Annotated in this window: 20 protein-coding genes and 2 pseudogenes; 11 read left to right on the top strand and 11 right to left on the bottom strand. The window is 71.0% G+C overall.

What is annotated here, in order from left to right:
• Positions 1-80: 80 nt before the first annotated feature.
• From GEV07_10855 to GEV07_10840, 4 genes are all read left to right on the top strand, one after another.
• Positions 81-347, top strand: a complete 267-nt coding sequence (locus GEV07_10855) for a hypothetical protein (protein ID MQA03192.1) — start codon at positions 81-83, stop codon at positions 345-347.
• The gene (locus tag GEV07_10850) at positions 347-3,049 is read left to right on the top strand and encodes an AAA family ATPase (GenBank protein ID MQA03191.1); all 2,703 of its coding nucleotides are present in this window, start codon (positions 347-349) and stop codon (positions 3,047-3,049) included. The genes GEV07_10855 and GEV07_10850 overlap by 1 nt, the downstream gene beginning before the upstream one ends.
• Positions 3,050-3,115: 66 nt before the next feature.
• Positions 3,116-3,436, top strand: a complete 321-nt coding sequence (locus tag GEV07_10845) for a QacE family quaternary ammonium compound efflux SMR transporter (GenBank protein MQA03190.1) — start codon at positions 3,116-3,118, stop codon at positions 3,434-3,436.
• Positions 3,437-3,440: 4 nt separating this feature from the next.
• Positions 3,441-3,998 (top strand): TetR family transcriptional regulator, encoded by a 558-nt coding sequence (locus tag GEV07_10840; GenBank protein MQA03189.1) that lies wholly within the window; start codon positions 3,441-3,443, stop codon positions 3,996-3,998.
• 6 nt (positions 3,999-4,004) lie between these two features.
• On the opposite strand, the pseudogene GEV07_10835 reads toward GEV07_10840, so the two are convergent.
• A pseudogene (locus GEV07_10835) lies at positions 4,005-4,085 on the bottom strand (hypothetical protein).
• A gap of 253 nt (positions 4,086-4,338) precedes the next feature.
• On the opposite strand from GEV07_10835, the gene GEV07_10830 reads away from it, so the two are divergent.
• A complete protein-coding gene (locus GEV07_10830) occupies positions 4,339-4,593 on the top strand; it encodes a hypothetical protein (GenBank protein MQA03188.1) in 255 nt (84 codons plus the stop codon).
• Here GEV07_10830 and GEV07_10825 read toward each other — a convergent pair.
• Genes GEV07_10825 through GEV07_10810 form a run of 4 tightly spaced genes read right to left on the bottom strand, consistent with a single transcriptional unit; the run spans position 4,569 to position 9,374 of the window.
• Positions 4,569-5,921, bottom strand: a complete 1,353-nt coding sequence (locus GEV07_10825) for a UbiD family decarboxylase (GenBank protein ID MQA03187.1) — start codon at positions 5,919-5,921, stop codon at positions 4,569-4,571. The genes GEV07_10830 and GEV07_10825 overlap by 25 nt on opposite strands.
• Entirely contained in the window at positions 5,918-7,324 is a 1,407-nt protein-coding gene (locus tag GEV07_10820) for an aldehyde dehydrogenase family protein (GenBank protein MQA03186.1), read from the bottom strand. Before GEV07_10820 ends, GEV07_10825 begins: the two co-directional genes overlap by 4 nt.
• Positions 7,321-8,097, bottom strand: coding sequence for an SDR family oxidoreductase (locus tag GEV07_10815; protein MQA03185.1), 777 nt, complete (start codon positions 8,095-8,097; stop codon positions 7,321-7,323). Before GEV07_10815 ends, GEV07_10820 begins: the two co-directional genes overlap by 4 nt.
• Positions 8,094-9,374 carry an MFS transporter gene (locus tag GEV07_10810; GenBank protein MQA03184.1) on the bottom strand — a complete coding sequence of 427 codons (1,281 nt, stop codon included), beginning with the start codon at positions 9,372-9,374 and terminating at the stop codon, positions 8,094-8,096. The genes GEV07_10815 and GEV07_10810 overlap by 4 nt, the downstream gene beginning before the upstream one ends.
• Before the next feature lie 145 nt (positions 9,375-9,519).
• On the opposite strand from GEV07_10810, the gene GEV07_10805 reads away from it, so the two are divergent.
• From GEV07_10805 to GEV07_10785, 5 genes are read left to right on the top strand one after another with little or no spacing between them, the layout of a single operon-like run.
• Entirely contained in the window at positions 9,520-10,257 is a 738-nt protein-coding gene (locus GEV07_10805; GenBank protein MQA03183.1) for an SDR family oxidoreductase, read from the top strand.
• A 53-nt stretch (positions 10,258-10,310) separates the two neighbouring features.
• The gene (locus GEV07_10800) at positions 10,311-11,624 is read left to right on the top strand and encodes an MFS transporter (GenBank protein ID MQA03182.1); all 1,314 of its coding nucleotides are present in this window, start codon (positions 10,311-10,313) and stop codon (positions 11,622-11,624) included.
• 22 nt (positions 11,625-11,646) lie between these two features.
• Positions 11,647-12,804 carry a hypothetical protein gene (locus tag GEV07_10795; GenBank protein ID MQA03181.1) on the top strand — a complete coding sequence of 386 codons (1,158 nt, stop codon included), beginning with the start codon at positions 11,647-11,649 and terminating at the stop codon, positions 12,802-12,804.
• A 6-nt stretch (positions 12,805-12,810) separates the two neighbouring features.
• Positions 12,811-13,659 carry a polysaccharide deacetylase family protein gene (locus tag GEV07_10790; GenBank protein MQA03180.1) on the top strand — a complete coding sequence of 283 codons (849 nt, stop codon included), beginning with the start codon at positions 12,811-12,813 and terminating at the stop codon, positions 13,657-13,659.
• Between the two features lie 29 nt (positions 13,660-13,688).
• A complete protein-coding gene (locus tag GEV07_10785; protein MQA03179.1) occupies positions 13,689-14,405 on the top strand; it encodes an SDR family oxidoreductase in 717 nt (238 codons plus the stop codon).
• A gap of 1,286 nt (positions 14,406-15,691) precedes the next feature.
• On the opposite strand, the pseudogene GEV07_10780 reads toward GEV07_10785, so the two are convergent.
• From GEV07_10780 to GEV07_10765, 4 genes and pseudogenes are all read right to left on the bottom strand, one after another.
• Positions 15,692-16,138, bottom strand: a pseudogene (locus GEV07_10780) (hypothetical protein).
• Between the two features lie 68 nt (positions 16,139-16,206).
• A complete protein-coding gene (locus tag GEV07_10775) occupies positions 16,207-17,094 on the bottom strand; it encodes a TIGR03560 family F420-dependent LLM class oxidoreductase (GenBank protein ID MQA03178.1) in 888 nt (295 codons plus the stop codon).
• Positions 17,095-17,128: 34 nt separating this feature from the next.
• Positions 17,129-17,959, bottom strand: coding sequence for an aldo/keto reductase (locus GEV07_10770; GenBank protein ID MQA03177.1), 831 nt, complete (start codon positions 17,957-17,959; stop codon positions 17,129-17,131).
• 39 nt (positions 17,960-17,998) lie between these two features.
• The gene (locus tag GEV07_10765) at positions 17,999-19,264 is read right to left on the bottom strand and encodes an MFS transporter (GenBank protein ID MQA03176.1); all 1,266 of its coding nucleotides are present in this window, start codon (positions 19,262-19,264) and stop codon (positions 17,999-18,001) included.
• A 143-nt stretch (positions 19,265-19,407) separates the two neighbouring features.
• On the opposite strand from GEV07_10765, the gene GEV07_10760 reads away from it, so the two are divergent.
• Positions 19,408-20,535, top strand: a complete 1,128-nt coding sequence (locus GEV07_10760; protein MQA03175.1) for an acetyl-CoA C-acyltransferase — start codon at positions 19,408-19,410, stop codon at positions 20,533-20,535.
• Here the strand turns inward: GEV07_10760 and GEV07_10755 are convergent.
• Together GEV07_10755 and GEV07_10750 are read right to left on the bottom strand one after the other, a co-directional pair.
• A complete protein-coding gene (locus tag GEV07_10755) occupies positions 20,522-21,448 on the bottom strand; it encodes an alpha/beta hydrolase fold domain-containing protein (protein ID MQA03174.1) in 927 nt (308 codons plus the stop codon). The two genes, GEV07_10760 and GEV07_10755, sit on opposite strands and share 14 nt — an antisense overlap.
• Positions 21,445-23,019: an AMP-binding protein gene (locus GEV07_10750; protein MQA03173.1), complete on the bottom strand. Its 1,575-nt coding sequence runs from the start codon at positions 23,017-23,019 to the stop codon at positions 21,445-21,447. The genes GEV07_10755 and GEV07_10750 overlap by 4 nt, the downstream gene beginning before the upstream one ends.
• Between the last annotated feature and the right edge of the window lie 81 nt (positions 23,020-23,100).

Raw genomic sequence — 23,100 nt, 5'->3', positions numbered from 1 at the left:
GCGCCTCGCCGCACAACCGCCTAGGTATGCGTAGGCAGTTCGTACCCGGTCAGGCGCGCAAAGATAGGTAACCGCTCCCGATGGCAGCCGGCTCTTACCGGACGACGATGGAGAACGTCCGCGAGAGCAAGGAGACCACCGTGTACGCACACCCAGACGTACTGCTGGCGTTCGCCAGACAACACCACGACGACCTGCTCGCCGCTGCGGAACGCGGCCGCCTGGTCGCGCTGGCCAAGCGGCACCGCAAGAGGCTACGCAGGGCCGCCGCAGAACAGGCGGGCGGGCGCCGCGGCGAAGGTACGCTACCTGCGTGCGGGGAACACGTGCCGGCGCCAGTTCGGTGATGGTCGGGCGAGACCGCGAGCTGCGCAGGCTGGAGCAGCTCGCGGCGGCGCACCGTCCGCAGGTCGCGATCGTCGCCGGGGAACCCGGCATCGGCAAGACCCGCCTCGTGCACGAGCTGCTCGCCGCACTGCCCGGCCAGCCCGCGGTGCTCGTCGGGCGCGCGGAGCCCGGCTCGCTCGCCCGGCCGTACGAGGTGCTGCTCGACGCGATCGACGCGCACTCCGGCGTGGACGAGGACCTCCGCCACCAGCTCACCGACGCCGACCTGAGCCCGGTCGAACGGCTGCACGCCGGCGTCACCATCGCCGACCGGCTGGTGGGCGATGCGCCCGCCGTCGTGGTCTTCGAAGACCTGCACTGGATCGACTCGGAAAGTGCGGCGTTGTTCGAGCGGCTGGCCGACCACGACGGGCCGCTGCTGCTCGTCGGCACCTTCCGTCCCGACGAGGTCACCAGCCGGCACCCGGTCACCGGCCTGCTCGACCGGCTGGACCGCAGGCACTCGGTCTCGCACCTGCGGCTGGAGCGCTTCGCCGAGCCGGACACGGCGGCCTTCCTCGCCGCCGTGACGGGCGCGCCCGCCCCGTACCGCGCGGTGGCGGCACTGCACCAGCGCACCGGCGGCAACCCGTTCTTCCTCGAGGAGCTGCTCCGCACCCATGAGGGCGGTGACCTGGAGGCGCTCGACGACCACCCGCTGCCGTGGAGCCTGGCGGAGGCACTGCGCCGGCACGTGGACGACCTCGAGCCGCAGGTCCGCCGGATCGTGGAAGCCGCCGCCGTGTTGGGTTACCGCATCCCGTTCGACCTGCTTGCCGCGGTGACCGAGGTCGACGAGGACGGTCTGATCACCGCGTTGCGGGTGCTGGTCGACCGTGGCGTGCTGGTGGAGAGCGGCGACGACGAGTTCAGCTTCCGGCACGCCCTCGTCCGCGAGGCGGTGCAGGAGTGCCTGCTCGGCCGCCAGCGCCGGCGGCTGCACGAGGCCGCCCTGGACGCGCTGCTGTCCGCCGGCAGCCCCGACCCCGCGATGGTCGCGCACCACGCGCATGCGGCTGGCAGGTACGACGACATGGTCGACGCGGCGCGACGCGGCGCCGTCTCGTACCTGTCGATCGGCTCGCCGTACCAGGCACTCCAGCTGGCCGAGCTGGGACTCGACGAGGCGGCCGACGACACCACGCTGCTCGCGACGGCCGCCAGGGCCGCCTGGCTGACCGAGCTCGGCGCGGACGCCACGGAGTACGGGCGGCGCTGGCTCGCGCTCGCGGCGACACCCGCCGACCGCGCCGAGGCGTTGGCGATGCTGCTGCAGGTGGCCCTGCACACCGCGGCCCACGACCGGGCGGCGGCGCTGACCAAGGAGCTGGAGACCCTCGTCGACGAGCTGCCTGCCGGCGCCGAGCAGGGCTGGGCGATGACGGCGCTCGCGCACGCCGCGCAGTACCGCGACGACCTCGCCGACGCGATCCGCTGGGCGGAGCGCGCCCAGGCGCTGGCGGAACAGCTGGAGCAGCCGCAGCTGCGGCTGGCGGCGCAGCTGGAGAAGGGACTCGCACTCACCGAGCGGTGGTCGACGAACCGGGAGGGCCAGGTGCTGCTGCTCGGCCTGGCCGGCGAGGCCGAGCAGCTCGGCGAGTGGGTGCTCGCCGCCCGCGCGCTCGACGACGTGGTGCGCGAGTCACCGCCGGCCTCGAGCGCCGAACACACGGCGCTGCTCGAACGGATGCGCGTGGACGCCGAACGCGCGGGTTTCGAGTCGCTCGCGGTCTCCGCGTACTTCGAGGGCATGGCACGGATAGCCCTGCGCGACGGCGACCTGGACGCCGCCATCGCCGCACTGGAGCACGGCCGGGACCGCGACCGCAGCTACCAGCGGCGCGGCAGCCGTACCGACCGGCACGCGGTGTTCCTCTGCGGCCTCTACCTGGAGGCGGACGAGCTGGACCGGGCCGCGGACCTGCTCGACGAGCTGCTCGGCGTCGCCAGCCTCGGCGCTCTCACCGTGCCCGCCATCGCCTTCCACCTGGCCTGCAGGCGCGGCGACGTCGAGACCGCAGAACGCACGCTCGACGAGGTCTTCGCCGCACTGGCGATGCAGTCATGGCGCAGCGGCTCGCAGGCACACGACCTGATCGCCGCCGCGCTCCACGCCGGGCTGCCGCTTGCCCGGCTGGACCGGATGCACGAGGAGCTGCTCGACCCGCACGTCTGGGACGGTCTCAGGCCGCTGGTCGACGCGCAGCTGATCGAGGCACACGGCGACGGCGAGCGCGCGGTCGACGGCTACCGGTCGGCGGCCGCGGCCACGGCGCTGCCCGCCACGCTGCGCGGCACCGGCGCGGTCGGTGCGGCGCGCTGCCTGCTCGCCGCTGGCTCCTACGACCGCGCGTCCGAGTACGCCGCTCTCGGCGGCGAGCTGCTGGCCAAGTGGGGCGGTTGGCGGGTACGGCAGCTGACGCACGTACGCGAGCTGCTCGGCCTGGAACCCGACGACGGGCAGCGGGAGGTGCGCGGCGTCGCGGCGTTCACCCGCAGGGAGCGCGAGGTGGCGCTGCTGGTCGCCGACGGGCTGACCAACGCCGAGCTGGCCAGGCGGCTGTACATCTCGCCGAAGACCGTCGCCGTGCACGTCTCGAGCATCCTGCACAAGCTCGGCGTCGCCACCCGCACCGAGGTCCGCGACGCCCTCGACGCGTGACACCGTTCATGTACGAGCGTACACTTATTTATGTACGCACGTACAAGAACGGTGATGGGGTGAGAAGTGGCCTGGGTGTTCCTGGTCAGCGCGATCGTGGTCGAGGTGTTCGCGACCACCATGATGAAGATGTCCGAAGGCTTCACCCGGCTGTGGCCGAGCGTCGGCATGGTCGTCGGCTACCTCGCCGCGTTCGGCCTGCTCACGCTCTGCCTGAAGACCATGCAGGTGGGCACCGCGTACGCCCTGTGGGCCGGGCTGGGCACCGCGCTTGTCGCCGTGGTCGGACTGGTGGTCTTCGCCGAGCCGCTCACCGTGCTCAAGGTCGCCGGCATCGCGTTGATCATCGGGGGCGTCGTGGTGCTCAACCTGTCCGGGGCACACTGACGGGATGTCGAGAACGCCACGCGGCCCAGCGGATCCCGGCCGCCGCGAGCGCATCGTCGCGGCCGCCTACGACCTGGTCGCGAAGAACGGGCTGGGCGGCGTCACGCACCGCACCGTCGCGGCGGCCGCGGACGTACCCCTGGGGTCCACGACGTACTACTTCGACTCGCTGGACGACCTGCTCGCCGGGGTGCTGGCGAAGCTCGTCGACGAGTACGCGGAGTACCTGCGCGAGTGGGCGGCGCCGCTGGCCGACAGCGCGCCGCAGCAGTTGGTGCCGGCGTTGGTGGAACTGGTCACCGACTACGCGAGCGACCGCGGCCGGGCCCGGGTCGAGTACCAGCTGTGCCTGGCCGCGATGGACCGGCCGCACCTGCAGGAGCTGGCCGAGCGCTACACCGCGAGCACCGTGGAGACGCTGTGCACCCTGGTCGACCGGCCGACCGCCGTCGCCCTGAGCGCGGCGGTCGACGGCTTCGCCATCCGGGTGCTGGTCTCCCCCGGCGCACCAGACCGCGCCGAGCTGGCGGCCGCCTTCGGCGCCATCTGCGGAGCCGACTGACCGCCGTCAGCCCGGCGGGATGTTGTGGTTGTGGCGGAACAGGTTGGCCGGGTCGTACTCGGCCTTCAGCCCGACGAGCCTGCGGTACGTGTCCGGCTCGTACGCGGCACGGACCCGGTCGGGCGTGGCGTTGGCGCCGAACAGGAAGTTCACGAGCTGCCCGCCCGTCGACCACGGCCGCACCGCGGCGACTGGCGCACCTTCCGGGTGGACCGGGTCACCGAGCCCACCGCCACCCGCACCCGCTTCGCGCCGCGCCGGCTGCCGTACGACGACGTACGCCACGTACGTCACCGAGAGCCTCACCACCGCGCCGTACCGCTACTCGGTCACCGCCACCGTGCAGGCGGCGGCGGACGTGGTCCGCTCCCGGCTACGCAGCGCGCTGCCCGGACGCGTCGAACCGGTCGACGAGCACACCTGCCGGATCCGGCTCGGCGCGGATACGTTGGACCCGTTGCTGCAGCACCTGGTGGCGCTCGACGCCGACTTCACCGTGCACGAGGCGCCCGCGGAGCTGCTCGACCGGCTGCGACGGACGGCCGACCGGCTACGCGGCGGCGTCCCCGGTCAGTCCTCCAGCTCGGCGACGTAGCTGTCGAGCTTCGCCGAGAGGGTGCGCATCTTCGCGAACCGCTCGTTGTCGGTGAGCGGCTTGGTCGCGTCGATGCCGAGCTTCGCCGACGTGCTGCCGTCCGCGGACGGGTCCAGGCTGCTGCCGATAGTGTGTGGGATGACGAGCAGGTCGCGGTCGGCCTGCATCCGGGTCGCCACCGCCCACTCCACCTGCTCGTCGTCGAACACGTCCACGTCGTCGTCCACGACGGTCACGAGCTTCACCGTGGGGATCGCCGTACATGCGGTCATGATCGCGTGCCGCGGCGTGCCTTCGCGGCGCGTCGGCAACGAGATCACCGCGTGCATCCGGCACGAGCTGCCTTCGGTGAGCCGCACGCCCGCGACGTCCACACCGTTGCCACGCAACGCCTCGAGCAGCCGCGCCTCCCGCGGCAGCCCACCGAGCCAGAAGTGTTCCCGCCCGCCGGAGAGCACGGTCTGCAGCCGCGCGTCGTCGCGGTAGTAGCGGTCGGTCAGCTGTAGTACCGGCGCCGGCCCGGCGGGACCGTAGGTCAGCGGGTACTCGCCGAACGGGCCCTCCTCCTCGCGCCGGCCCGCCTGGAAGCTGCCGACGAGCACCATCTCCGCGCCCGCGGGCACCGGCAGCGCGCCGATCCGCACCACCGGCAGTGCGCCCGGATGCAGGGCGCTTACGACCTCCAGGTCGTCCAGGTCGGGCCGTGCCGGGGACTGCGAAGCCAGCAACGGGTCCACGCCCACGCACAACGCCACCTGGAGATCCGACCCGGACGCCTCGTGCTCGGCGAGGATCGACCGCAGCCGGCCAGGCAGCAACAGCGCACGCACCTCGCGCGGGCCCGTCACCTGCAGCCGGTTGATCGACAGGTTGGTCCTGCCCGTACGCGTGTCGCGCGCGACCACGAGCGCGGACGTGAAGTACCTGCCGGCGTCGAGCTCGTGCTGCACCGGCAGCGGCAGGTCACCGAGCAGGTCGCCGCCGGCGTCGTGGTTCGCGAGCACCGGCGCGTCGCCGGGCTCGACGAACGCACACGGCCGCGGCTCCCGCAGCGCCTGCTGGATCCTGCCGACCACCTCGATGTCCGCACATCCCATGGCGACGGCGAAGTGCGAACGCGACGTCATGGTGTTGCCGGCGAGCGGGAAGGCCGCCCCACGCACGTCGTCGAACGCGACCGCGTACTGCCCGTCGGCGTGTTCGAGCACGGCCGCGACGTCGTACTCCGGGTCGATCTCGCTGCCCAGCCGACGCAGCTCGCCGCGCTCGGCGAGCAGCCCCAACCAGCCACGCAGGTCGGCTGCCGCCGGCCAGATCTCGGCCATCATCGCTCCTCGACATCGAAGTGGACATGCTTGAGCTCGGTGAACTGCTCCAGTCCCTCCACCCCGCGGGTACGGCCGATGCCGGACGACCCGTAGCCGCCGCTCGGCATCTCCGGGTAGGAGCGGTTATAACCGTTCACCCATACCGTGCCAGCTCGAAGCGCTCGCGCGACCCGCCACGCCCGCGAACCGTCCGCCGTCCACACCGAGGCGGCCAGGCCGTAAGGCGTGGCGTTGGCCGCCGCGACCGCGTCCGGCTCGCCGCCGAACGGCTCGATCAACAGCAGCGGGCCGAACAGGTCCTCCTGCACGAGCGGCGAGACGACGGGGACGCCGGTCGCCGCCGCGGGCGTGACGAAGTGGCCGGGCAGCCCGTCCGCCGCGGCGCGTTCGCCGCCGGTCAGCAACGTGCCCTCGCGCCGCGCCTGGTCGGCGAAGCCGACGAACCGGTCGGCGGCGCTCGCGGAGATCAGCGGCCCGGCGTCGGTGCTCTCGCTGCCTGGATCGCCGACCCGCAGCGACCGCAGGACGTCCACCACGCGGTCCTTTGCGCGCTCGACCGCCGGGCGCTGCACGAGCAACCTGGTGCAGGCCATGCACATCTGCCCGGTGGTGATGACCGACGCCCGCGCGGCGGCCTCGGCCGCGCGTTCCACGTCCGCGTCGGCGAACACCACCATGCTCGCCTTGCCGCCGAGCTCCAACAGGGCGCGCGTCATGTCACCGGCCGCCGCCCGCCTGATGGCGGCCCCGACGGCCGTCGAACCGGTGAACGCGACCGCACGCACCTCGGGGTGCGTCACAAGCGCCTCGCCCACCGCCGCGTCGCCGACCACGAGCTGAACGACGTCCGCGTCGGCGCCGGCCGCCCGGCCGATCTCGATCACCCGCCGGGTGACCAACGTCGTCTGCGGCGCGGGTTTCACCACGGCCGTGACACCCGCGGCGAGCGCGGGTGCGAGATCGCGGAACAGCAGCAGCACCGGCCAGTTCCACGGCACGATGAACGCCGTCACGCCCACTGGCTCCCGCACCAGGTGCGCCTGCGAGCCGTCCGGCAACGTACCGGCGCGGCCACCCATCCACCTGGCCAGTCCGGCGTTGTAGCGCAGCGCCTCGACCGCGCCCGCGACCTCGGTCCGCGCCTCGCGGACGGGTTTCCCGCTCTCCCTGACGAGCGCCAGGGCCAGCTCGTCGGCGTGCTCGCCGAGTAGGTTCGCCCAGCGCCACAGCACCGCCTGCCGACGCTTCGCGTCCACCGGCCAGTCGCCGCGCTGCCCGCCGGCGGCCGCCTTCGCCGCCTCGTCCAGCTCCGCCGGCGTCGTAGCGGCAACCGTCTCAAGCGGCCGCAGCGAGGTCGGGTCGACGGGTGCCGCGTCCTGCAGCACCGGCCACCCTGCCGTCATACGAACACTCCGCCGCCGTCGACCACGAGGGTCTGACCGGTGACGAAGCTGCTGTGCGGCCCGGCCAGCCAGAGCACGGCACCCACCAGGTCGTCGGGTGTCATTCCCCGTGCCAGGCAACGGGTCTGCGCCATCTTGTCCAGGTACGCGGCGTCGTTGATCGCCCGCGTCGCGGCGTCGTCGACGAGGCCGGGCGACACCGCGTTCACGCCGATCCCGTACTGGCCGAGCTCGCGCGCCGCGGCCCTGGTGAGCCCTTCGACCGCGCCCTTCGACGCGACGTAGTGCGCGAAGCCGGCGGCGCCGGTGCGGGTGACCACCGAGGCCACGTTCACGATCCTGCCGCCGCCACGGGCCCGCAGCGCGGGCACCGCGGCCTTGATGACCTGCCAGGTGCCCCGCACGTTCACCGTGAGCATGGTGTCCCAGTCGGCGGCGGTGAGCTCGGTCAGCGGGCGCTTCGCGCCGATGGTGCGGTAGATGGCCGCGTTGTTCACCACCGCGTCCAGCCGACCGAACCGGTCCACGGCCGTGGCCACCGCTGCATCCACGGCGTCCTGGTCGGTGATGTCGCACGGGGCGAAGACCGCCTGCCCCACGCCGTCCGCGACCGCCTGCTCGACCGCCTGCTCGCCCTCGGCCGCCAGCTGCGGCAGGTCGGCGACGACGACGGCCGCGCCCGCGGCGACCAGCTCCCGCACGTACGTCGCCCCGATGTCGCCGGTGGCACCGGTGAGCAGCACCACCCGGCCCTGCATGGTCGCTGTGGTCATCGCGTTCCTCCCTGGACGGTTGCCGGTTGCGCCTGCTCCTCGGCGTCGGCGTGCTCGCGTTCCATGGCACCGCGGGTCTCCGGGCTGACCAGGTTCACGAACGTCGGCATCAGGCCGCCGATCATGAACCCGGTGTTCCAGCTGACCGCGGTGCCCCGCGACCGCAAGGCGGTCGGGTAGCGCTCGTTGAGGAACACCAGCACCGGCGCGTACGCGGCGTTGGCGAAGAACCCGATCGCCATCGAGTACGCGAGCACCAGACCAGTGTTGCCAGGGTCCGCATGGGCCAACACCCAGGCGAGCGTCGGCAGCGCGACCAGGTTGACCGCGCCGATGAGCAGCATCGTCCGCCTGCGGCCGATGTGCTCGCTGAGCTCGCCGGCCGCGATACACGCCACGACCACGCCCATGCTGGACGCCAGCAGGATCGGGCCCTGCGCGCCCTGCGGCACCTCCGTGATCTCACCGAGCAGCGTCGGCAGGTACCCGGACGTCAGGTAGTACTGCGACGCCGCACCGGCCACCAGCACCACGTTCAGCACGAACAGCGGTGCCCGGCCACGTCGGACCAGGTCGACCAGCCGCACCTTCGGCGGCGGTCCGGCCTGCTGCTGCGCCCGCCACAGCGGTGACTCCTCCACACCGCGCAGCACCAGGTAGCTGAGGATCGCGGCCGCCAGGCCGGCGAAGAACATCACCCGCCAGCCCCACACGTCGAACTGCGCGCCGGGGAACACCTGGCTCACGGCGATGAACAGACCGCTGGCCAGCGCGGCGCCGAAGCCGGCGCCACCGCCGCCGATCAGTCCGGAGAGCAGGCCGCGCCAGCGCGGTCCGATGCTCTCCGTGCCGAGGGTGTGCGTGGCAGCGACGACACCGCCGACGAACACGCCCTGCACCAGCCGGAGCAGCAGGAAGATCAACGGGGCGACCAGGCCGGCGGTGGCGCACGTCGGCACGGCCCCCATCGCGGCCGTGGACAGGCCCACGCCGGCGAGCACGATCACCATGGTCTTCTTCCGGCCGTGCTTGTCCGCGACGCCACCGAAGATGGCGGCACCCGCGGGACGCATCAGCACGCTCACCGCGAACGAGGCGTAGACCGCGACCAGGCTCAGGGTCGGGCTGGACGCCGAGAAGATCAGCTTGCCGACGGTGCTGGCGACGTACAGCAGGATGAACAGGTCGAAGAGGTCGAACGCCCACCCGGCGACCGAGGCGAACGCGGCGAAGAAGACCGCCTTCCTGGGCTGGGCGGCAGGTCGAGGAGCGGACATGCCCACCTCCGTGTGAGGTCCGCGCGGCCACGGAGCACCGATGATCCATTTAGGACGGTCTGAAGATTACGGTTCGCCTCATACCGTGTCAACCATCGGTCATCTGACCGATGCCCGCCGCCGCGCGCGGCACGAGGATGCCGCCATGGGACTGACCGGTCTGGTCGCGGTGGTCACCGGCGGCGCCCGTGGTCTGGGCGCCGCAATCGTCGACCGGTTGCACGCGGCGGGCGCGCGGGTGGTCTACGGTGACCTGCACACCCACGACACCGGGGACACCGACGCCCCAGCCTACCACCCGCTCGACGTGTGCGACCGGGCGTCCTGGGACGCGCTCGCCAACCACGTACGCGCCACGTACGGCCGGCTCGACATCCTGGTCAACAACGCCGGCACCAGCGCACGGCGGGGGTTCCTCGAGACCTCGGACGAGGACTGGGACCGCGTGCTGCGAACCAACCTCTGGGCGCCGTGGACGGGCATCCGCACCTTCGTCGACGAGCTCGCGGCGAGCCGGCACGCCAGTGTCGTCAACATCGGCTCGATCTACGGCCAGGCACCGCCGCCAGGCCCACCGGCGCCACCGTCGTCGATCGCGTACCAAGTCAGCAAGGCCGGGCTGCACATGATGACCAAGTCGGCCGCAGTCGAGCTCGCCGGCCGCGGCATCAGGGTCAACGCCGTACTGCCCGGCGTCTTCGTCACCACCCTGCTGCAGGACCTCACCGAGGAGCAGCTGCAGACCCGGGTCGGGCCGACCCCCATGGGCCGGCCCGGCGAGTTCGACGAGCTCGCCGATGCGGTCACCTACCTCGCCTCCGACCGCGCCTCCTACGTGACCGGTGCGCTCCTACCCGTCGACGGCGGCTACCTGGCCGGCTGACCGACGCCGGTTCCTTTCGTCCACACGGGGCAAACACGATGGAGAAAGCAGACATGCACACAGACGCCACCGAGCCGAAACCGACGGCTACGGGCCCCGACCGCGAGCCCAACTCGGTACGGGCCGTCGTAGCGGGCAGCTGCGGCAACCTGATGGAGAACTACGACAACCTGGTCTACGCCTACTCGGCGGTGACCATCGGCAGTTTGTTCTTCCCCGAGTCGAGCGAGCTTGCCGGCACGCTCTACACGTTCGCGGTGTTCGCGGTGGGCTTCCTGATCCGTCCGCTCGGCGCATTGACGTTCGGGCACTTCGGCGACAAGTTCGGCCGTAGAGGCGCACTCGTCGTCAGCGTGATGATGATGGGCCTGGCGACCACGGCGATCGGGCTGCTGCCCTCGTACGCGTCCATCGGCATCGCCGCACCGATCCTGCTGGTGCTTATGCGGTTGCTGCAGGGCTTCTCTGTAGGTGGCGAATGGGCCGGCTCGACCGCGCTGTTGGTGGAGTACGCACCGCCGCGCAAGCGCGGGTTCTTCGGCAGCTTCAACCAGGTGTCGACTGCTGCGGGCTTCCTGCTCGCCGCCGGCGTGGTGGCGCTGAACTCCAGCATCTTCACCGAGGAGCAGGTGCTCGCCTGGGCATGGCGGTTCCCGTTCCTGCTCTCGCTGGTCACCGCAGTGGTCGCGCTGTGGCTGCGGTGGGGGCTCGGCGAGACACCGGCGTTCAAGGAGGAGCAGGCGAAGGGCACCACCGCGAAGAACCCCCTGTGGGACAGCCTGCGCAACGAGTTCCCCGCCGTGCTCCGCGGGTTCGGCTTCACCGTGCTGTGGACGGTCGCGTACTTCTTCTTCCTCACCTACGTGCCGACGTTCCTCACCCAGAACGCGGACGTCGACCCGGGTATCGCACGCACGTCGAACCTCGTCGCACTGGCCGTCTTCACCGTGCTCATCGCCGGCTTCGGCCTGCTCTCCGACCGCATCGGCCGCAAACCGCTGCTGCTCGCCGCGACGATCGGCTTCCTCGTACTGAGCTTCCCCGTGATCGCCATGCTGTACAGCGGCAACACGGCCGCCGTCTTCATCGGCCAGCTGATGATCGCCGTCATACTCGCGATGTTCTCCGGCCCTGGACCGGCCGCACTCGCAGAGCTCTTCCCGACGAAGCTGCGCTACTCGACGATGTCCATCGGCTACAACTTCTCCGTAATGGCGTTCGGTGGCACTGCGCCGTTCGTCGCGACCGGGATCATCGGGCTGACCAAGTCGCCGCTGTCCGCCGCCGCCTTGCCGACCGCGGCCGCAGTGATCACGCTGATAGTGATCCTCACCATCCGCGAGAGCGCACACCGCGCCCTGCGCTGACGAACCGAACGAGGAGGTGCGCATGACCAGCTACGGTCAAGCGAATTCGCCGGCCGGCCCACCGCTGATCGCCGTCGAGGGCAGCTACCGGGAGATGGGCGCCGAGCTCGGCACCCGCACGAAGGAGCCGGTCGAGGCGAACCTGCAGATCTACCTGCGCAGGTTCCGCGACGAGGCCGGGCTGTCTGACGCCGACGTGATGCGGTGGGGGGCGACGTACCGACAGGTCGCACGGGACTACGACCCGGCCATCGCGGAGATGCTCGAAGGACTCGCCCAGGGCGCCGACCAACCCGTCGAGCACATCACCGCGCTCAACGCGAGAACGGAGATGCTCTTCGGCACCGGCTACCGCGACGAGGGGTGTACGTCGGTGGCGATCCTCGGCAGGCACACGGCGGACGGGCACACGCTGCTCGCGCAGAACTGGGACTGGAACCCGGAACAGGGACCGATCACCTTCCTGCTGGCCACCCGCGACACCGAGGGCTTCACCGTGCTGACGCTGGCGGAGGCTGGCATGCTCGCCAAGAGCGGGCTCAACTCCGCCGGCATCGGCGTCTGCGCCAACCTGCTGGTCTCCGACCGCGACGCTGGCGGCGTCGGCGTGCCGTACCACTACCTGCTCCGCGGGGTGCTACAGGCGCAGCGGATGGGACGTGCCCACCGCAAGGTGCTCGACGTACCGCGCATCTCGTCCGGCAACCTGCTGATCGCCGACGCCGGCGGCGAGGCCATCAACTTCGAGGTGGCACCCGACATCTTCGGGCACCTGTTGCCGGAGAACGGGATGCTCACCCATTCGAACCACTTCGCCAGCGACATCCCCGTCGTCGACCGCAAGGCCGCAACGTCGGCGCTGACGCTGTTGCGGCCGACCAGAGCGCGACACCTGCTGCAGGACACGGTCGACGCACGAACGGCGCGGATGACCGACATCGTGCACACCCTGCGCGACCACTACTCGTACCCGGACAGCATCTGCCGGCACGTCGATCCCGAGGTGCCGAAGAACGAGGCGATCATGTCGGTCTACTCGATCGTCATGGACCTGGACGCCCGCGAGCTGTACATCGCCAACCACCCGGCCTGTACGAACGCGTACGCGCGATGGGACCTGGCCGACGTGTTCAAGTCGGACGCCGGCACAGAACCCCATTTTTTACCGGACAACGAGTAGGGAAGCATGCCTGACACACAGAGCGAGTCCAGTATCTGCCTCACCTTCGACTTCGACGCGATATCGCTGTGGCTGATGCGCGGCTTCAACTCGCCGGGTCCGTTGTCGCGCGGCGAGTTCGGCGCACACGTCATCCCGCGGATCCTCGAGATGCTGCGCGAGCGGGAGCTCCCTGCGACGTTCTTCATCCCTGGCCACACCGCGGACACCTACCCCGCGCAGTGCGCCGCCATCGCCGAGGCCGGGCACGAGATCGCCATGCACGGCTACCTGCACGAGCAGGTTTCCAACCTCGACCGAGCCGGCGAGACGGAGATCGTGCAGCGCGGCCGGGATGCGATCCGCAAGGCGACCGGCTACGACCCGAAGGGGAACCGCACCCCGAGCTGGGACTTCACCGACGCCACGGTGGACATCCTGCTCGAGGCCGGCTGCGAGTACGACTCCAGCCTGATGTGCACCGACTACACGCCCTTCTACGCCAGGCACGGCGACGTCGCCAGCCCCGACGGGCCGTACGTCTTCGGCGAACCGACGCCGCTGATCGAGCTGCCCGTCACCTGGTCGCTCGACGACTACCCGCAGTTCGAGTACTTCCGCACCGGCACGTCGGTCATGCCCGGCCTGCGCCGTCCGGACGAGGTGTTCGGGAACTTCCTCGACGACGTCGACTACATGCTGCGCGAGGAACCCGGCGGCGTCTGCGTGCTGACGTTCCACCCGCAGGTGATCGGCCGCGGCCACCGGATGCTCGGGCTGGAGCGATTCCTCGACGCGTGCCGCGAGCGCGACGTGGCGTTCCGCACCTGCCTCGACGTGGCACGGCGGTTCCGGGCAGCGGAGCAGTCGGCGTGACGCTCTCCTTCACCGGCCAGCGGGTCCTCGTGCTCGGCGCCGGCGGCGGGCTCGGGTCGGCGTTGTGCGCGGCGCTGACCGAAGCCGGCGCCGAGGTGGTCGCTGCGGACGCGCCTGCGGCACAGGCGTCCGACCGGCACCTGGAAGCCGACCTCAGCCAGCGGGGCGCTGCGGCAGCGGTGGTGGAACGGGCGTGGCAGACGTACGGCCCGCTGGACGTACTGGCGCACGTCGCCGGCCTGTACCCGGCGCAGCCCGCACTCGCGACGACCGAGGAGCTGTTCGACACGGTGCTCGCCGTCAACGCGCGGTCGGCGCTCGCTGCCACCACCAAGCTGGCCGAACTCTGCGCGGCAGCCGGGCGTGCCGCCACCGTGGTGTTCACCAGCTCGGGCGCGGCGCACCGACCGCGGCCGGGCACCGTCGCGTACAGCGCCTCCAAGGCCGCGCTCGAAGCCATCACGCGCGGGCTGGCGCTCGAGCTGGCCGAGTCGAACGTCCGGGTGAACGCGGTAGCACCCGGCTTCGTCGACGTCGGGTCGACGCTCAACCCGATGCCGCGTGAGTACGTGGACGCGGTCGGCGCGGCGGTACCGATGGGGCGGGTGGGGAAGGCCGCCGACATCGTGCCGAACCTGATGTGGCTGAGCCATCCAAGCTCGTCGTGGGTGACGGGTCAGGTCCTCGTCGTGGACGGCGGCGCGAGCCTCGGTTCGCCCTCGACGCCGTCCTGGATCGCGCGGTAGCTGCTCTCGGCCACCTCGACCGGCGCGATCACCCTGCTGCGCCCGTCCTGGATCTGGTGCACGAGGTGCACGTGCGCGAGCGAGGCGTCGCGGGTGTCGTCCGGATAGGCCAGTGCGCGCTGACCCTTGCCGCCGAAGTAGTACGGGCCGGCGACGCCGCGGTACACGGACTCGCGTAGCGAGCGCACCACGCCGTCGAAGTCCCACGGCCGGTCCAGCCGCGACCAGGCACCCGCAAGCATGTTGACCATGTCGTAATGGATGGCCGTGCTGCCGCTGCCAGGGTCCTCACCGAACCGCCGGGCGAAGTCGCGGTGGAACTGGCGGCTGATCGGGTCTTCGTACGTGCCGATGACCGTCGACCACAGCAGACCCTCGGCCAGCCCGCCCATCCGCGACACGAACGCCGGGATGGACGGCGTCCAGACGGTGTAGATCAACGGCAGCGGCCGACGGCGGTACATCTCCTCGAGGAACTTGCGCAGCTCCGCCTCGATGTAGCTGCACACGAAAACGGCGGCAGGATCGTCGCGCTCGACGGCGTTCACGACGTCCGGCCACGACGTGCCCACCTCGTCGATCGGTATGCAGGTGTGGATCTCCCAGCCGTAGGCGGCGCCGAGGCGTTCCAGCTCGTTCAGGTACGGCTCGTACGACGCCTGCCTGACCACTACCGCGAGCCTGCGGTTGCGCGGCGTCCACTGCCCCGAACGCACCAGCAGGTCGAGCGCGCGGAAGAACCCGGAGACGTACGTGGTCTCGGTCGCGCACACCTGGAACGTCTGGCCGAGCGTGCCCGGGTTGTCGTGCACGTGCTCGACGATGTTCGGCGACACCATGCCGTGCAGCACCGGCGCCCGGTACTGCGCGGCGAGCCTGATCGCCTGCAGGCTGTGGTGCGGGTTCACGTTGCCGAACGTGATGGCGTCCACGTCGTGCGCCTGCAGGCGCTCCACGGCCGGCACGAGATCGTCCGCGCTGTCGCCGGTGACCTCGGCGATCACGTGCTCGACCCGCCGCCCGCCGATGCCGCCGCGCTCGTTGATCATCTCGATGGCCATCGCCGCGCCGCGCCGCATGGCCAGCGCGTCCAGCCGCCGGCCACCGCGCATCGGGTAGATCCCGCCGAGCCTGATCGCCCGCTTCTCCTTCGCCTGCTTGCCGACGATCCCGGACGCGACGGCGGCACGTGCTGCGCGTGCCCGCGCACACGTCACCCGCCCGACCGGCGTGATCTCCGGTTGCACCATCGGCGGCAGCGGCGCAAGCAACGCGTCCTCGACCATCGCGTACGCGGCGGCCGTGCCACGCGACCGCACCCCCAGCTTGCTGAGGATGTGCTCGACGTGCGTCGCGACCGTACGCCGCGCGCAGTTGAGGAACTCCGCGATCTCCGGGTTGGTCATCCCGGTCGCCACGCACGTCAGCACCTCGTGCTCACGCACCGTCAGACCCCACGGCGGCGGCTCCGCGACCGCCTGCAGCGTCGCGACCCGCCCACGCTCGGTGTCCGACGTCTCGATCGTCACCCGCGCCGGTTGCCCGTCCGCGGCCACCCAGTAGTAGCGAACCGCTGGGGTGCCGTCGGCGAGCGCGTTGCGCGCATGCTCGAGCAGCGCAGGGTTACGTTCCAGGAACTCCCGGTTCGCACACAGCACACGACGATCCGTGTCGATCGTCAGCCGGACCCGCAGCTCTCCCCGCGGGTGCCAGGCAACCGGTGTTCGCGACATTCCCCGAGGCTAACAACTCGCCCGTTACACAACGTTTACCCAACAACGGGCGGTGCCTCGCAGAACGCCTAGAGCTGCCCAAGCCGGGGCACGACCGGGGCGCAGTGTCGCTCTACCCAGTCCGCGACCAGGCCGTCGGGCGCCATCACGAACACCTTCGTGATACCGACGTCGGCGTAGCGCGACATGGTGTCCACGAACCCGTCGAAGTCGCCGGCACCCAGCTCGGGGCCGGTGTAGAGCAGGGTCTTCTCGATCTCGTCGTAGTCGCGGCCTATGTCCGCGCAGTGCTTGCGCAGCACGTCGAGCTTGTGCGCAACCTGCTCAGGAGAGCGGGTGTCGGTGCCGACGTTGCACGCGTCTGCGTACTTCGCGACCAGTCGCAGCGTCTTCCGCTCGCCACCGCCGCCGACCATGATCGGCGGGTGCGGCTCGGCCAGCGGTCGTGGGCGGCACATCGTCTCTGCGAGCTGGTAGTGCTTGCCTTCGAACGGGCCGTCGTCGTCCTGGTCCCACATCTGCAGGCAGATGCGCAACGTCTCCTCCAGCCGCTCGAAGCACTCCGCCACCGGCGGGAACGGCACGCCGAGCGCATCGTGCTCCCGCTCGTACCAGGCGGCGCCGATGCCGAACGTCGCCCGACCGCCGGACAGCACGTCGAGCGTCGTCATCGTCTTCGCCAGCACGCCGGGATGCCGGTACGTCACACCGCCGACGAGCAACCCGAGCCGCGCGCGTTCGGTGTGCGCGGCGAGGTAGCTCAGCGCGCTGTACCCCTCGAGCATCGAGTCCTCGGGCGGGGCCAGGTGCCCGAGCTGGAAGAAGTGGTCCATGACGGTGAGGTGGGCGACGCCTGCGTCCTCCGCGGCCTTCGCGGTACGCGCCAGCTCTTCCGCGACACCGCCTTCGGTCTGTGTTGCGCCGGTGAACGACCAGATATGAGTACCGAGTTCCATGCCAGGAACGCTAGGAGTTGGAGCGTACTCGAAGTCAAGTGACGGTCAGGCGACGCAGCTCCTCCTCGGTGAGCTCCAGGTCGGCCGCTGCGACGTTGGCGTGCAGGTGGCTGACGCGGGTCGTGCCCGGCAGCGGCACGACCGGCACCCCGTGTGCCTGCTGCCGGTGGTGGACCCAGGCCAGCGCGACCTGTCCCGCCGTGACGCCGTGGATCGCGGCGATCTCGTCCAGGACCGACGAGGCGTTGCCTTCGGCGCGGTGCAGGAGCCCGTGACCCGTCGGCGAGTGCGCGACGACGACCACACCGAGGTCCGCCGCCGTGGGCAGCAGCTCCCGCTCGATGTCGCGCTGTGTCAACGACCACTGTTCCTGCAACGCGGCCACCGGATGCACGGCGTGTGCCCGGCGCAGGTCGGCCGCCGTCACGTTGGAGAGGCCGACCGCGCGCACCTTGCCCTCGTCGACCAGCTCGGCCAGCGCTCCGACGGTCTCCTCGATCGGCGTCTTCTCGCTGCGGTGGTGCAGGTAGTACAGGTCGAGCACGTCCACGCCGAGACGTCGCAGGCTGGCCTCGCACGCCTGCCTTACGTACGCCGGGTCGGCCCGTACGTCGAAACCGCCGGCGACGTCGTCGTGCCGGACCAGCCCGAACTTGCTGGCCAACAGCACCTCGTCACGGCGCCCGCGGATCGCCCGACCGACCAACTCCTCGTTCTGGTACGCGTCGGCGGTATCCACCATGGTGACTCCCGCGTCGAGGGCGGCGTGCACCACGGCCACCGGGTCACGATCGGGGTCCCCTACGGTCTCCTCGCTCAACCGCATCGCGCCGAATCCCTGCCGTCCGAAGGTCGCTGTAGACATGCCAGGAACGCTACGACCTCAACCGGAGTTGATGTCCAATCACGCCGAGCTGGTGGCCGCGGCCTGCTCGTCGACCGCCAGGTCGCTGCCGCGGGTCTCCTTGAAGGCCCAGGCCACGAGTGCCAGCGCACCGAACAGTCCCGCGCTGGCCCAGACGATTCCCAGGTAGCCGAAGGTCGGTACGAGCGCCGCGGCGACCAGGGGCGGGAAGAACGACATGCTCCTGCCCACCTGCAGTGCCGACGACACCGCGGTCGCCCGGATCGGCGCCGGGAAGCTCTCACTGAACAGCGCGCCGAAGACCGAGGGACCGTTCGCACCGATGAAGAACCCGAAGAACGGGATCAGCACCCAGGTGCTGGTGAGCAGGTGCTCCCAGGTGAGCGCGAGCACGCAGCCGCTGACGAACGCGGTCGCGGCGAGCAGGCTCAACGTCAGCCGGCGCCCGAGCCGGTCGCTCAGGAAGGAACCGATCAGGCAGCCCACGCCGCCCGCGACCGCGGTGAACAGCAGCCACGTCGACGCGCCAGTGACGTCCGAGCCCTGCTCGACCAGGTAGGTGGGGAAGAACGAGGCGAGACCGTAGTACGCGAAGAACTGCAGGCACGCAGCCAGCAGGCAGAGCAGCCAGAGCCGCACGATCTGCGGCGTGACCTGCGTGCGCTGCTTACGCTGCTCGCCCCGCTCGCGGTGGTGCCGCCAGACGTCAGACTCCGGCGTGTGCCGCCGCACCCACAGCGCGAACAGCACCGGCAGACCGGACACCACGAACGTCCACCGCCAGCCGATCACCGGCATCAGCTGACCACCGACCAAGGCACCGAGCACGATGCCGATGTAGATGCCGCCGTAGAGCAGGCCGCTGTACCAGCCGCGCCTCTCCGAGGGCACCGTCTCCGACACCAGCGTCTGGCCGACGCCGAACTCACCGCCGATGCCGAGCGCCGCGAAGATGGTGAGCACGAGCAGCACCTCGTAGCTGGGCGAGGCGGCGCGGGCGAGTGTGAACACGGAGAAGATCAACACGGTCAGCACGAGCACTCTCTTGCGCCCGATGCGGTCCGCGAGGTTCCCGAACAGGATGCCGCCCAGGCCCATGAACAGCAGCTGCATGGACAGGATCAGCCCGACCTGGCCCGAGCTCAGACCGAACTCGTCCGCGAGCGGGATGACCAACAGCGTGAGCAGGAAGACCTCGTAGTAGTCGAAGATCCATCCGATCAGGGCACCGAGGAACGCGCCCCGCTGCGACTTGTCCAGGCCACGACGGACGCGTCGCGCTCCGTCGATCTCCATTGACCCCATGGCCGGTTCATCCTCTCGGGTGTACGGACGCCACCAGTGCCCCGCCTTCGCACGAAGATAGCCGGCCGACGGCAATATGTATACTGATCGGACAGGGTTAGTTTTTGTCTACCCGGCCCGTCGGACTGGATGCGAGGACCACGATGACCGCTGCCTTCCTGCTCGCGGGCCGCCGAACTCCGATCGGCAGGCGCGGCGGCGTACTCGCCGACGAGCACGTCGGCGACCTCCTCGCCGGCACCATGGTCACCGCAGTGGACGCGGCCGGGGTCGAACCGGCCGACGTCGACCAGGTCATCGTGGGCTGCGTGACGAAGACCGGCGACCAGGCGAACAACGTCGCGCGCACCGCCTGGCTCAGCGCGGGCCTGCCACAGGAGGTGCCCGGTGTCACCGTGGACGCCAAGTGCGGCTCGAGCCAGCAGGCCGTGCACTACGCGGCGGCACTGGTGACCAGCGGCGCGGTGGACGTCGTGCTCTGCGGTGGCATCGAGCACATGTCACGCCACCCGCTGGGCGAGGACATCGGCGACGGGATGGGCGATGCCTACTCCCCGGCCTACCGGTCGCACTACGAGGTCACCAGCCAGGGCGAGGCTGCCGAGCGCATCGCCGACCTGTGGGGGCTCGACCGCGCCCGCTGCGACCAGATCGCCGTGGCCTCGCAGGAACGCGCCGCGGCTGCCGTCGCCACCGGCCGGTTCGACTGCGAGATCAGCCCCGTAGGCGGCGTCGAGACCGACCAGGGACCCCGCCCGTCCACGCTGGAGTCGCTCGGCCGGCTGCAGCCGGTGTTCCGTCCCGAAGGCGTGCTGACCCCGGGCAACTCTTCGCAGATCTCCGACGGCGCATCCTGTGTCGTCGTGGCGTCGGACGCGTACGTCAGGACGCACGGGCTCGCGCCGCTGGCGGAGATCGAGCACCAGCAGCTCGTCGGCGTCGACCCGGTACTCAAGCTGACCGGCCCGATCCCCGCCACCCAGCGCATCCTGAAGCGCGCGGACATCCCCGTGTCGGGCATCGACACGTTCGAGGTCAACGAGGCGTTCGCCAGCGTGCTCGGCGCGTGGCTCGCGGACATCGACGTCCCGCTCGAAGCGGTGAACGTCAACGGCGGCGCGATCGCGCTCGGGCATCCGGTCGGCGCTACCGGCACCAGGCTGCTGCTTACGGCGGCGCACGAGCTGCGGCTGCGCGGCAAGCAGCGCGCGCTCGTCACCATGTGCTGCGGCGGTGGTCTCGGCACCGCCACCGTACTCAGGGCTGCCTAGCGTCCAGCCAGGCCCCGATCCGCTGCAGTGCGTCGACCGCCTCGGGCAGCCGTGGCGCGAACGCGTGCCAGACGTGGATCAAGCCCGGCCAGGTCTCCAGCTCGCAGTCGGTGCCAGCCGCTACGGCCGCCGCGTGGAAGCGTTCCGCGTCGCCGCGCAGCCCCTCGAGCTCGGCGGCCTGGACGAGCGTGGGCGGCAGGCCGCGCAGGTCGGCATGCAGCGGCGCCACGGCCGGGCTGGTGGCCGAGACGTCGCCGAGGAACGCGTCGCACATCGTCTCGAGCAGCCAGCGCGGCGTCTGCGGGTCGTAACCGGCGAACTCGTCGATCGACGGCGAGGCGAGCGCGAGGTCGAGCAACGGCGAGAGCAGCACGGCCCGACCCGGCAGCGTGGCGCCGCTCGCGCGCAGCCGCAGCAGCGCGGCCAACACGAGCCAGGCACCGGCCGAGTCACCGACGAGCACCAGCCGCTCGGGCGCGAACCCCTCGTCCAGCAGCCAGGCGTGGCAGCGCAGCACCTCGTCCAGCTGGGTGGGGAACCGCACCTGAGGCGCCAGCGAGTAGCCGAGCGTCAGCACCGGCCGGCCGACGGCGGCCGCGAGGTGGGTGGCGAACGGGCGGCTGGTGGCCAGCGACCCCATGATGAACCCGCCGCCGTGCAGGTAGAGCACGGCATCGCCGTGCTCGGCGCCACTGGGTACCGCCCACTCCGCCTGCCCGCCGGGCGTCGCGACCGACCGCAGGTCCACGCCCGGCGCGAGCTGCCTGCCCGCGGCCGCATCCTCGAACCGTCGGTGGTGCTCGGTGATCGGCCAGTCCGGCTGCGGCGCGTGCCGCCGCAGCGCACGCACCAGACCGACGACGGACGGGTTCAGCCGGCCGTCGTCCGCGAGCTCGCTCACGCCGTCACTCATGCGCCGACAGCGAGCTCGTCGAGGAGCTGGTCGCGGAGCTTGAACTTCTGCACCTTCGTCGCCGACATCGGCCACTCCTCCACCATCCGTACGTGCCGTGGCACCTTGAACGAGGCCAGCCGCTGCGCACAGAACTCGCGCAGCTCGTCCGCGGTCACCGCCGCGCCTGGTTTCAGCTCGACGAACGCCGCGGCCACCTCGGACAGCCGCTCGTCAGGCACGGAGACGACCTGCGCGAAGGTCACCGCCTGGTGTGCGGCCAGCACGAACTCGATCTCCGACGCAGCCACGTTCTCGCCGCCGATCTTGAACATGTCCTTCAGCCGGCCGAGGAAGACCAGCCTGCCGTCGTCGTCGAACCGACCGAGGTCGCCGGTGGCGAACCACCCCTCGCCGTCCACGGGTGACGCTGGCTCGCGGTGGTAGCGGCGTAGCACCGCGTCGCTGCGCACCTGGATCTCCCCCGTACCGCCGGCGTTCACCTGCCGTCCCTGCACCGGGTCGACGATGCGGATCTGCACGCCGGGGAACGGGTTCCCCGCCGTCGTGGCGCGTGCCGCCGCGGGGTCTGTCACATCGTTGTACACGACGACGCCGCCGGCTTCCGTGCACCCGTAACAGGAGACCTGCACAGCACCCGGCAGGCTCCGTTGTACGCGGTCGAGCAGACCCTCGGGACCGATGGCGAGGATCCACCGCAGCGCCGACACGTCGGTGGTCGCGAAGTCCGGGTGGTCGAGCAGCGACGTGACCAAGGTGGAGAACGCGACGTACGCGGCGGTCACCCGCTCCCTGGCGAGCAGCTCGAGCCCGGTGCCCGGGTCGAAGTGCGCGGACGTCACGAAGGTGGCGCCCAGGTCGAGCGTGCCGAGCAACGGCAGCAGGCCGCCGGTGTGGAACAGCGGCAGCGGGTCCCACACCACGTCACCCACCTGCACCCCCATCGACGCGGCAGTGTGGCGGGCTGTCTGCACGAAGGCGCCGAGCGAGTGCACGACGCCCTTGGGGTGCGCTGTCGTGCCGGATGTGTAGATCAGCAGCAGCTCGTCGTCGGCCGCGCGGTCCGCCGGCAGGTCCGCCGCGAGCGCATCGCACTGCTCGGCGGTGACGAACGCCGGTTCGACGGGCGCCGCGCCCAGCATGACGATGCTGCGCAGCGCCGGCGCGTCCGGCACGGACAGTGCGAGCGGGTCGGCCTGCGTACGCAGTGCGGGGAAGGCGGCCAGCAGCCGCTCCCCCAGGTCAGGGAAGCCACCGCCGAACTGTCCGGTCACGAGTACCTCGATGTCGGAGTGACCGACCACGTACTGCAGCTCGTGCGACCGGTACCGGGTGTTCAGCGGCACGACGACCGCGCCGATGTCCCACGCGGCCAACAGGTGGCAGATCATGCTCGCGGTGTTCGGCATCAGCAGCCCGACCCGGCCGCCGCGCCGTACACCGAGTCCGCTCAGCCGGCGCACGACCTGCGTGACCCGCTCGTCCAGCTCCTGGTACGTCAACCGCTCGTCGTCGGTCACGAGTGCCTCGACGTCGCCGTACGAGCCGAGCCTCCGTGCCACCTCGAGCATCCGCCACACCTCCCGCCCTCGGGTGTACCCGTGTCGCGACCATACCCGCCGGCAAAATGTATACTGACCAACCAGGATACT

This window comes from Streptosporangiales bacterium, assembly GCA_009379825.1.
Taxonomy (GTDB): Bacteria; Actinomycetota; Actinomycetes; order Streptosporangiales; family WHST01; genus WHST01.
The sequence above is the reverse complement of the archived record's forward strand: the minus strand, read 5'-3'. Positions and strand labels throughout refer to the sequence as shown.

Bases quoted from the DNA above. Each gene is read 5' to 3' on its own strand.
- GEV07_10855 (MQA03192.1), top strand. From the start codon at position 81: ATGGCAGCCGGCTCTTACCGGACGACGATGGAGAACGTCCGCGAGAGC.
- GEV07_10850 (MQA03191.1), top strand. From the start codon at position 347: ATGGTCGGGCGAGACCGCGAGCTGCGCAGGCTGGAGCAGCTCGCGGCG.
- GEV07_10840 (MQA03189.1), top strand. From the start codon at position 3,441: ATGTCGAGAACGCCACGCGGCCCAGCGGATCCCGGCCGCCGCGAGCGC.
- GEV07_10825 (MQA03187.1), bottom strand. From the start codon at position 5,921: ATGATGGCCGAGATCTGGCCGGCGGCAGCCGACCTGCGTGGCTGGTTG.
- GEV07_10820 (MQA03186.1), bottom strand. From the start codon at position 7,324: ATGACGGCAGGGTGGCCGGTGCTGCAGGACGCGGCACCCGTCGACCCG.
- GEV07_10815 (MQA03185.1), bottom strand. From the start codon at position 8,097: ATGACCACAGCGACCATGCAGGGCCGGGTGGTGCTGCTCACCGGTGCC.
- GEV07_10810 (MQA03184.1), bottom strand. From the start codon at position 9,374: ATGTCCGCTCCTCGACCTGCCGCCCAGCCCAGGAAGGCGGTCTTCTTC.
- GEV07_10805 (MQA03183.1), top strand. From the start codon at position 9,520: ATGGGACTGACCGGTCTGGTCGCGGTGGTCACCGGCGGCGCCCGTGGT.
- GEV07_10800 (MQA03182.1), top strand. From the start codon at position 10,311: ATGCACACAGACGCCACCGAGCCGAAACCGACGGCTACGGGCCCCGAC.
- GEV07_10795 (MQA03181.1), top strand. From the start codon at position 11,647: ATGACCAGCTACGGTCAAGCGAATTCGCCGGCCGGCCCACCGCTGATC.
- GEV07_10790 (MQA03180.1), top strand. From the start codon at position 12,811: ATGCCTGACACACAGAGCGAGTCCAGTATCTGCCTCACCTTCGACTTC.
- GEV07_10775 (MQA03178.1), bottom strand. From the start codon at position 17,094: ATGGAACTCGGTACTCATATCTGGTCGTTCACCGGCGCAACACAGACC.
- GEV07_10770 (MQA03177.1), bottom strand. From the start codon at position 17,959: ATGTCTACAGCGACCTTCGGACGGCAGGGATTCGGCGCGATGCGGTTG.
- GEV07_10765 (MQA03176.1), bottom strand. From the start codon at position 19,264: ATGGGGTCAATGGAGATCGACGGAGCGCGACGCGTCCGTCGTGGCCTG.
- GEV07_10760 (MQA03175.1), top strand. From the start codon at position 19,408: ATGACCGCTGCCTTCCTGCTCGCGGGCCGCCGAACTCCGATCGGCAGG.
- GEV07_10755 (MQA03174.1), bottom strand. From the start codon at position 21,448: ATGAGTGACGGCGTGAGCGAGCTCGCGGACGACGGCCGGCTGAACCCG.
- GEV07_10750 (MQA03173.1), bottom strand. From the start codon at position 23,019: ATGCTCGAGGTGGCACGGAGGCTCGGCTCGTACGGCGACGTCGAGGCA.